The following is an 8,808-nucleotide window of genomic DNA, read 5'->3' on the forward strand; positions in this document are numbered from 1 at the left end:
AATCATAGAGTCAGGACCCCATCCGATGGCAATCACGGTCGCCGAGCTCGTAGCTGAACCCCAATTGGGGCTCACCCTCCTTGCCGGCGACACAGGGCGCGACAACCGGATCACCTGGGCGCACACTTCGGATCTGCCCAGGCTGTGGGAATGGGTCACCGGCGGCGAGCTCATGATGACCAATGGACTCTCGATTCCCGCGGACGCCGAGGGGCAAGTGGCGCTCGCGGAGGCCCTCATGGACAGCGGGGCGAGCGCCTTGGCGATCGGCGAAAAGATGCACGCACCCCCGCTGACGCAGGAGTTCCTGGCGGCCTGCGACCGGCTGCCGCTGCCGCTGATCAACATCCCGTACCCGCTGCCCTTCATCGCGATTGCCCGCTCGGTTGCCGAATCCTCCCTGCTCGAAGAGTCCCGGCGCCTGCGCCAGACAGCCAGGGTCTACGACCTTCTCCGCACGGCCGGAGCCTCCGAGGACCATTGGCAAAGCCTGGTCCAACGGCTTGCCACCGAACTGGACGCTGAACTGTTCGTGGTGGACCGCCGCTGCCTCCATCCCTGGCACCCCGAGGGCCAACGGCTCCCGGAGTTCCTCGCGGATGAATGGGCTCCGCTTTCCGGGCAGGTGTCCTTGGCTGGCAAGAATTTCCAGTGGCACCGGATCCGGGGCCGGCACGTGCTGACCATGGACATCCCGACGCACGCCAATGCGCTGCTTGTGGTGCTGCCACACAGCGAACCGCACCCGGACGCCGTCGTACTCCTGCACGCCGCAACCGTGCTGGGACTGCAGCTCTCGCGCATCGTTTTGTCGCTTGAAGGGCGGCATCGGCTGGCCGGCGAGTTCCTGCTGCAGGCTATGGATGGCCGACTGGGCGCGGCCGAGATGGAGAGCCGGCTGTCAGCTTTTGGGGTTCCGCCCCAAGACTTCCTGCTCGCATCCATGTCAGCGAACGCTTCCACCACAACGAACGACGGCGACAAGCTGGCGAACGTGCACATCGAACTGTGGCGGCACGGGGTTGCGTCGGCGTCGTTGAAGCGGAATAGCAGGCTGCACGTGGTGGTCCCCGCTGATGTGCCGGACGACATCCTGATTCATTGCGCCGGGGCAGATGCCGCGATTGGAATCAGCGCTCCGGCGGGTGTGGCGGGCATTCAGCGCGCGCTGCAGGAGTCGCTTTGGGCGCTCGGATCGGCCCGGGCGAACAAGCTCGACCTGGCCCGCTACGCGCAGGGGCCATCCTGGCTCGGGCTGACCGGTTTTGAGGAAGGAACTGCGCTGGTCAGGCGTCTGCTGGGTCCGATTTTCGATTACGAGCAGAGCCAGGAAGGCGATCTCCTGGTCACGCTGACGACCTATTTGGACTCGCAGCGTTCCTGGCAAAAGACTGCCGCAGCCTTGTTCGCGCACCGGCAAACCATCATTTACAGGATCCGGAAAATCGGCGAGCTGACGGGGCTGGACATGGGTGAAACCTCCACGGTGGCGCAGCTGTGGTTCGCGCTCCAGATCCACGAGGCGATGCATCGGTAGGTACCCCTTGCTTGCGCTTTTTCGAAATGATCAGCTATGGTGTGAAGCGTGTCACCCATGGTGACGCAACGCTTTTGATCTGCGGCGGGAGAGTCCTGCCGGTACATCCAGTCAGGCGCCGTAGGAGCAAATCCTCCCCAGGAATCTCTCAGGCCCATGTACCGCCGCGGTTAGGCAACTCTGGAAAGCAGTCCGGGCAACCGGGCTCACCGACGGTGCAAGCAGGCAACCATTCCTGCGGAATCTCTCAGGTCCAATACAGAGTGGGGAGGAACCCACATTCATCGTGGCGCTCAGTGGGCGCCTGAATCATGGAGTTCCTCTTGACTGTTCAATCAACCCCCACCGCTTTCGCGGACCGGCATATCGGCGCCCGACGCCAATCCGACGTTGCCACCATGCTCAAGGCAATCGGCTACGACTCCGTAGACGGCCTGGTAGATGTTGCGGTCCCCGATTCCATCCGCCAGGACACTGCCCTGAAGTTGCAGGACGCCCTCACCGAGGTGCAGGTCCTCGCCGAGCTGCGCAAGCTCGCGTCCAAGAACAAGACCGCCGTCCAGCTGATCGGCCAGGGCTACTACGACACCGTTACACCCCCGGTCATCCGCCGCAACATCCTCGAATCCCCGGCCTGGTACACCGCCTACACGCCGTACCAGCCCGAGATTTCGCAGGGCCGCCTCGAAGCTCTCCTGAACTTCCAGACCATGGTCCAGGACCTCACGGGGCTGCCGGTAGCCAACGCTTCGCTGCTGGATGAAGCTACTGCAGTGGCTGAGGCCGTGCTGCTCATGCGCCGTGCCAACAAGTCCAAAACCGCGAAGGACGGCAAGACCGTCCTGGACGCCGACCTCCTCCCGCAGACCATCGCGATCGTGAAGGGCCGCGCCGAAGCGCTGGGCTTCGAAGTGGAGATTGCCGACCTTTCGCTGGGCCTGCCCGACGGCGACATCAACGGCGTCGTCCTGCAGCAACCCGGTGTTTCGGGCCACGTGTTTGACCACTCCGCCGTGATCGCTGAGGCCAAGGAACGCGGTGCCCTGGTGACCGTGGCTGCCGATCTTTTGGCTCTCACCCTCATCACGCCCCCGGGCGAACAGGGCGCCGACATCGCGGTCGGAACTGCCCAGCGCTTTGGTGTTCCGCTGTTCTTCGGTGGCCCGCACGCCGCATACATGGCAGTCCGCGAAGGCATGGAGCGCACGCTTCCGGGCCGCATCGTGGGCGTCTCCAAGGACAATGCCGGCGTCCCCGCTTACCGGCTTGCGCTCCAGACCCGCGAACAGCACATCCGCCGCGAGAAGGCCACGTCCAACATCTGCACTGCCCAGGCCCTGCTCGCGATCGTGGCCTCGATGTACGCGGTTTACCACGGTCCGGAAGGCCTGAAGGCAATCGCCGAAACCGTCCATGGCCACGCCCGCACACTGGCCACTGCCCTCAAGACCGCCGGCCGCGAACTCGTGTCCGAATCCTTCTTCGACACTCTGACGGTCCGCGTACCCGGCAAGGCTGACAAAGTCATCGCCGCCGCCGAAGCCCGCGGTATCAACCTGCGTCGCATCGATGCCGACACGGTTGGCGTTTCGCTCGATGAAACCACGACGCCGGAGGTCCTCTCTGCGGTAGCCGTCGCCTTTGGTGCCGGCCCGATGAAGGACGCAGCCGGGTTCGAGCTGCCGTCCTCCGTTCTCCGGACCTCGGATTTCCTGCAGCACCCGGTGTTCAACACGCACCGTTCCGAGACGCAGCTGTTGCGCTATATCCGCAAGCTGTCCGACCGGGACCTCGCACTGGATCGCACCATGATCCCGCTGGGTTCCTGCACCATGAAGCTGAACGCCACGGCTGAGATGGAAGCAATTTCCTGGCCCGAGTTCGCCTCGATCCACCCGTTCGCTCCGGATCACCAGACCGCTGGCTGGCGCGAGCTCATTGAAGGACTGGAAGCCGACCTCACAGAGATCACCGGCTACGATCAGGTCTCCATCCAGCCGAACGCCGGCTCCCAGGGTGAGCTCGCGGGCCTGCTGGCAATCCGTGGCTACCACCTGTCCCGCGGCGATGAGCAGCGCAACGTGTGCCTGATTCCTGCTTCTGCGCACGGAACCAACGCAGCCTCTGCTGTGTTGGCCGGCATGAAGGTTGTCGTGGTGGCCACCGCCGCTGACGGAACGATCGATCACGCGGACCTGACTGCGAAAATCGAAGCCAACCGCGAGGCGCTCTCCTGCATCATGATCACCTACCCGTCCACGCACGGTGTTTACGACGCCGACGTGCGGGAAGTGTGCGACGCCGTCCACGAGGCCGGTGGCCAGGTGTACGTTGACGGTGCAAACCTCAACGCGCTCGTTGGGCTGGCCCAGCCGGGCAAGTTCGGTGGCGACGTATCGCACCTGAACCTGCACAAGACGTTCTGCATCCCGCACGGTGGTGGCGGACCGGGTGTTGGTCCGGTTGCGGCCAAGGCCCACCTGGCACCCTTCATGCCCGGGGACGCGAACAACGTCTCATCGGAAGGTGGAGTGGCCATCTCGGCATCCCGCTACGGTTCCGCCGGTGTGCTCCCCATTTCCTGGGCCTACGTGAAGCTCATGGGCGGCCAGGGACTCACCGAAGCGACCAAGTCTGCGCTGCTCGCGGCCAACTACGTCGCCTCCCGCTTGGACGAGCACTTCCCGGTCCTGTACACGGGCGAAGGTGGGCTCGTAGCCCACGAGTGCATCCTGGATCTCCGCGACCTGACTGCCCGAACAGGCGTCACAGCTGAGGACGTGGCCAAGCGCCTCATCGACTTTGGATTCCACGCTCCCACGCTGGCGTTCCCCGTTGCGGGCACTTTGATGGTGGAGCCGACTGAGTCCGAGGACCTGGCTGAGATCGACCGCTTCATCGAAGCCATGATCACCATCCGCGCCGAAATCGAGCAGGTCGCCAGTGGCGATTTCACTGTTGAGAACTCGCCGCTGCGCAACGCGCCGCACACGGCTGCCGCCGTCGTGAGTTCTGACTGGGACCGCGAGTACTCGCGTGAGCAGGCAGCGTTCCCTGTCCACCAGCTGAAGCAGGACAAGTACTTCCCGCCGGTCGGCCGCGTTGACGGTGCCGCTGGGGACCGCAACCTGGTGTGCTCCTGCCCGCCCCTCGAAGCATTTGAAAACTAAGGACTGGTCATGACTGAGAACTACACAGCCCTGTACGAGCAACACAAAAAGGCCGGCGCGTCCTTCACGGATTTCGGCGGCTGGCAGATGCCCCTGAAGTACGAGTCCGAGCTTGCTGAGCACCACGCCGTCCGCAAGTCCGCCGGCCTGTTCGACCTCTCCCACATGGGCGAGGTCTGGGTTACCGGACCGGACGCGGCAGCGTTCCTGGACTTCGCGCTGGCGGGCAAGTTGTCCGCGATCGCCGTGGGCAAGGCAAAGTACTCGCTGATCTGCAACGCCGACGGCGGCATCATCGACGACCTCATCACCTACCGTCGCCCTTCTCCCGAAGAAGGCGTGGATCAGTACCTCGTGGTCCCAAACGCGGGCAACGCCAAGGTAGTTGCTGCAGCATTGCTGGAGCGGGCGGCAGGGTTCGACGTCGTGGTTGACGACGTCTCCGCCGAGACGTCGCTGATTGCAGTCCAAGGTCCGAACGCGGAAGCCATTCTGCTGACCTTGGTTCCCGCTGAGCAGCACGCCCTGGTGACGGAACTGAAGTACTACGCGGCCGTTGAAGTCTCCATTAACGGGCAGGATCTGTTGCTTGCACGCACCGGCTACACCGGCGAAGACGGCTTCGAGATCTACATCCCCAACCTTGATGCAGCCGGCCTGTGGGAAGCGCTCCTCGAGGTTGGCGAAGGTCACGGCCTCATCCCCGCGGGCCTTGCAGCACGCGACTCCCTGCGACTCGAAGCCGGAATGCCGCTCTACGGCAACGAGCTCTCCCGCTACGTCAACGCCTACGCCGCAGGACTTGGCCCGGTGGTTTCCCTGGCCAAGGAAAGCGACTTCATAGGCAAGGAAGCCCTGGCTGCTATCAAGGCTGCCGGCGTTGGTTCGACCATCGGCCAAAAGCTCGTCGGCCTCAAAGGTGCAGGCCGCCGCGCAGCACGCGCCCACTACTCGGTCCTCAAGGACGGCTCACTCATCGGCGAAGTCACCTCCGGCCAGCCGAGCCCGACGCTCGGTTACCCGATCGCCCTGGCGTATGTCGACGTCGAGCACTCAGAGCCGGGCACGATCGTCGACGTGGACCTCCGCGGCAAGTCGGAGCCGTTCGAAGTTGTGCCGCTGCCGTTCTACAAGCGCCAAAAGTAGGCCGCGGGTGTTTGGGGCCGCCGGCCTCTGGGTCACCTAGACCCGGCGGCGCCGACCTCCTCCGCGGGCTCGGTCGCATAGGCGCCCGCTGGGCGGACGCGATGCTCCCTTGGACGCCCGCTTCCGGTGGCCGGCACCGCAGGGGCCGATGTGGCCAAGGCGGCGCCGATCGCTTTGGCGCTGCTTGAACCCCTAAGCGCTGGGGATGGGTCGAGCACCACGTGATCTTGAAGAGTTTTTCGTAAGAGAGAGAAGGAATTGGAATGAGCAAGGTAGTTGCTGAACTGAAATATTCGGCTGAGCATGAATGGGTTGCTTCGGATGGGGGCGGGCCTGTGGGGATTGGGATCTCTGCGGTGGCCGCGGATGCCCTGGGCGACATTGTGTATGTTGACCTCCCCGAGGTTGGCTCCACGGTTACTGCGGGGGAGACCTGCGGTGAAGTTGAGTCCACGAAGTCCGTGTCGGACCTGTACTCGCCCGTGACGGGTGAGGTGACCGAGATCAACGACGCCGTCGTCGACGATCCTGCCCTCATTAACAACGATCCGTACGGTGCCGGCTGGCTGTTCAAGGTGGCCGCCACGGAAGAAGGGCCGCTCATGACGGCTGAGGAATACGCTGCGACGAACGGTGGCGAACTGTGAACCCGGCAGCCGTGACCGAATTCGAGCAGGTCGTTTCGGCGTCGTTGGATGCCCAGCTGGCTGACCTCGATCCTGAGATCGCCGCAAAGATCGACGACGAACTGGGCCGCCAGCGCGACGGCCTGGAGATGATCGCCTCCGAGAACCACACGGCCGTTGCCGTGATGCAGGCTCAGGGCTCCGTGCTGACCAACAAGTACGCCGAGGGCTACCCGGGCAAGCGCTACTACGGTGGTTGCGAGCACGTCGACGTGATCGAACAGCTCGCGATTGACCGCATCAAGTCCCTGTTTGGCGCCGAATTTGCGAACGTCCAGCCACACTCCGGTGCGCAGGCAAACGCATCGGTGATGCACGCGCTGATCAAACCGGGCGACACCATCATGGGCCTAAACCTGGCCCACGGCGGCCACCTCACCCACGGCATGCGGATCAACTTCTCCGGCAAGCTCTACAATGTGGTGCCCTACGGCGTCCGCGAAGACACCCACACGGTGGACATGGCCGAAGTTGAGCGCCTTGCACAGGAGCACAAGCCGGCCTTGATCGTTGCTGGCTGGTCCGCTTACGCGCGGCAGCTGGACTTCGCCGAGTTCCGCCGGATCGCCGACTCCGTGGGCGCCTACCTGATGGTTGATATGGCACACTTCGCAGGCCTGGTTGCAGCTGGCCTGCACCCGTCGCCGGTGCCGCACGCCCACGTCACCACCTCCACCACGCACAAGACCCTCGCCGGTCCACGTGGCGGCATCATCCTCTCCAACGACGCCGACATCGCCAAGAAGATCAACTCGGCCGTGTTCCCGGGTCAGCAAGGTGGACCGCTGGAGCACGTGATCGCCGGCAAGGCCGTCGCGTTCAAGATCGCCGCGTCCGAGGAATTCCGTGAGCGGCAGTCACGCGTACTGGCCGGTGCCCGGATCCTGGCCGAGCGACTCGTCCAGCAGGACGTTGCAGCCAAGGGAATTTCCGTGGTTTCCGGGGGTACCGACGTGCACCTGGTGCTGGTGGATCTGCGCAACTGCGAACTCGATGGACAGCAGGCCGAGGATCGTCTCGCCGCGATCGACATCACCGTCAACCGCAACGCCGTCCCGTTCGACCCGCGCCCGCCCATGGTCACCTCCGGCCTGCGCATCGGCACACCTGCACTGGCGACCCGCGGGTTCGGCGAAGCAGCCTTCCGCGAGGTTGCCGACATCATCGCCGAAGTGTTGATTGCCGACGCCGATGCGGACCTTTCCGGGTTGCGGCACCGGGTTGATGTGCTCGCGAAGGCGCATCCGTTGTACCCGGGGGTTGCGAACCTCGGTTAGCCGCTGCGTTGGCCCGTTGGGGCCGGCATCCTCCGCGTGCTCGGTCGCAGATGCACCCGCTGAGCGGATGCGATGCTCCCTTGGACGCACGCACCCGGATGCCGGCCCCAAAGGGGCCAGGGGCCGGTCGCGGATGTCGGCCCCCAGGGGCCAAGGGCGGGTTGCCGTGTTGGGGGGGGCGACTGGCGGGTTCGTTTGTTTGTGAATGGACCCAGCTGCCGAGGGTGTTCCGTGGACGCAGGGTTGGTTTGGGGAATGTGTCGGTGGGCCGATTCGCGGGATCGCTGCGCAGTGTGCCGTGCGCACGGCATGTTTGGCAGCGGAGCCCCGAATCGGCTTCCGCTCGGCCCCGCCTGTTGTTGATGTGTTTGGGGCTGGCGGGGGGTTGGCTTCGGGATAGATGTTTGCTGCGAGGGTTTGTCGGGGCGGGTCTGGTGTCCTGGGGCCGATTCGCGGGATCGCTGCGGAGTGTGCCGTGCGCACGGCATGTTTGGCAGCGGAGCCCCGAATCGGCGGGCCGAGTCGATGGTCCGGCGTCCGGCAGCGGGCGCTCATGCGACCGAGGCCGCAGAGGACGCTGGACCCGACGGGCGGGGCCGCGAGGGGCCGACGTTTTTTGATCTCCCGGGTGGGCGTTTGCTGGGAACGAGCGCTCACGTAGTACCGGGTTTGGAGGTTCGCACTGGGACCTCCAGGGGGCCGGGCCACCTTGGCTCGGGATTTGGCCCGGCCTCCACATTTTTGTTGTGTTTGACTCCTCCCTGAAAGGGATCACGGCTATGGCTGTTGGTGTTTTCGATCTGTTCTCTGTGGGTATTGGCCCGTCGAGTTCTCATACTGTGGGGCCGATGCGGGCTGCGGCGGTGTTTGCTGCTGAGTTGCGTGAGTCCGGGGTGCTGGGGTCGGTCGCTGGTTTGCGGGTTGATTTGTATGGGTCGTTGGCGGCGACTGGCCGTGGTCACGGGACCTTCACAGCTGTCTTGCTGGGGCTC

At 64.6% G+C, this 8,808-nt stretch carries 6 protein-coding genes and 1 riboswitch; all 6 genes read left to right on the forward strand.

Translation table 11 applies throughout. The annotated features are described in order from the left end of the window. Nucleotides 1-25: 25 nt before the first annotated feature. Nucleotides 26-1,537 (forward strand): PucR family transcriptional regulator, encoded by a 1,512-nt coding sequence (locus KSW38_RS22370; protein WP_216927336.1) that lies wholly within the window; start codon nt 26-28, stop codon nt 1,535-1,537. 75 nt (nt 1,538-1,612) lie between these two features. Further along, nucleotides 1,613-1,711: riboswitch (glycine riboswitch) on the forward strand. Between the two features lie 149 nt (nt 1,712-1,860). Next, nucleotides 1,861-4,707: an aminomethyl-transferring glycine dehydrogenase gene (gcvP, locus tag KSW38_RS22375; RefSeq protein WP_216927337.1), complete on the forward strand. Its 2,847-nt coding sequence runs from the start codon at nt 1,861-1,863 to the stop codon at nt 4,705-4,707. A gap of 9 nt (nt 4,708-4,716) precedes the next feature. Next, on the forward strand, nt 4,717-5,853 hold the full coding sequence (gene gcvT, locus KSW38_RS22380; RefSeq protein WP_216927338.1) for a glycine cleavage system aminomethyltransferase GcvT: 1,137 nt from the start codon (nt 4,717-4,719) through the stop codon (nt 5,851-5,853). A 263-nt stretch (nt 5,854-6,116) separates the two neighbouring features. Further along, nucleotides 6,117-6,500 carry a glycine cleavage system protein GcvH gene (gene gcvH / locus KSW38_RS22385; RefSeq protein WP_216927341.1) on the forward strand — a complete coding sequence of 128 codons (384 nt, stop codon included), beginning with the start codon at nt 6,117-6,119 and terminating at the stop codon, nt 6,498-6,500. Further along, entirely contained in the window at nt 6,497-7,816 is a 1,320-nt protein-coding gene (gene glyA / locus KSW38_RS22390) for a serine hydroxymethyltransferase (RefSeq protein WP_308169465.1), read from the forward strand. The genes gcvH and glyA overlap by 4 nt, the downstream gene beginning before the upstream one ends. A gap of 779 nt (nt 7,817-8,595) precedes the next feature. Then, a partial coding sequence (locus KSW38_RS22395; RefSeq protein ID WP_305799042.1) for a serine dehydratase beta chain occupies nt 8,596-8,808 on the forward strand: 213 nt, incomplete at its 3' end.

The organism is Paenarthrobacter aromaticivorans (genome assembly GCF_019038615.1).
GTDB lineage: Bacteria > Actinomycetota > Actinomycetes > Actinomycetales > Micrococcaceae > Arthrobacter > Arthrobacter aromaticivorans.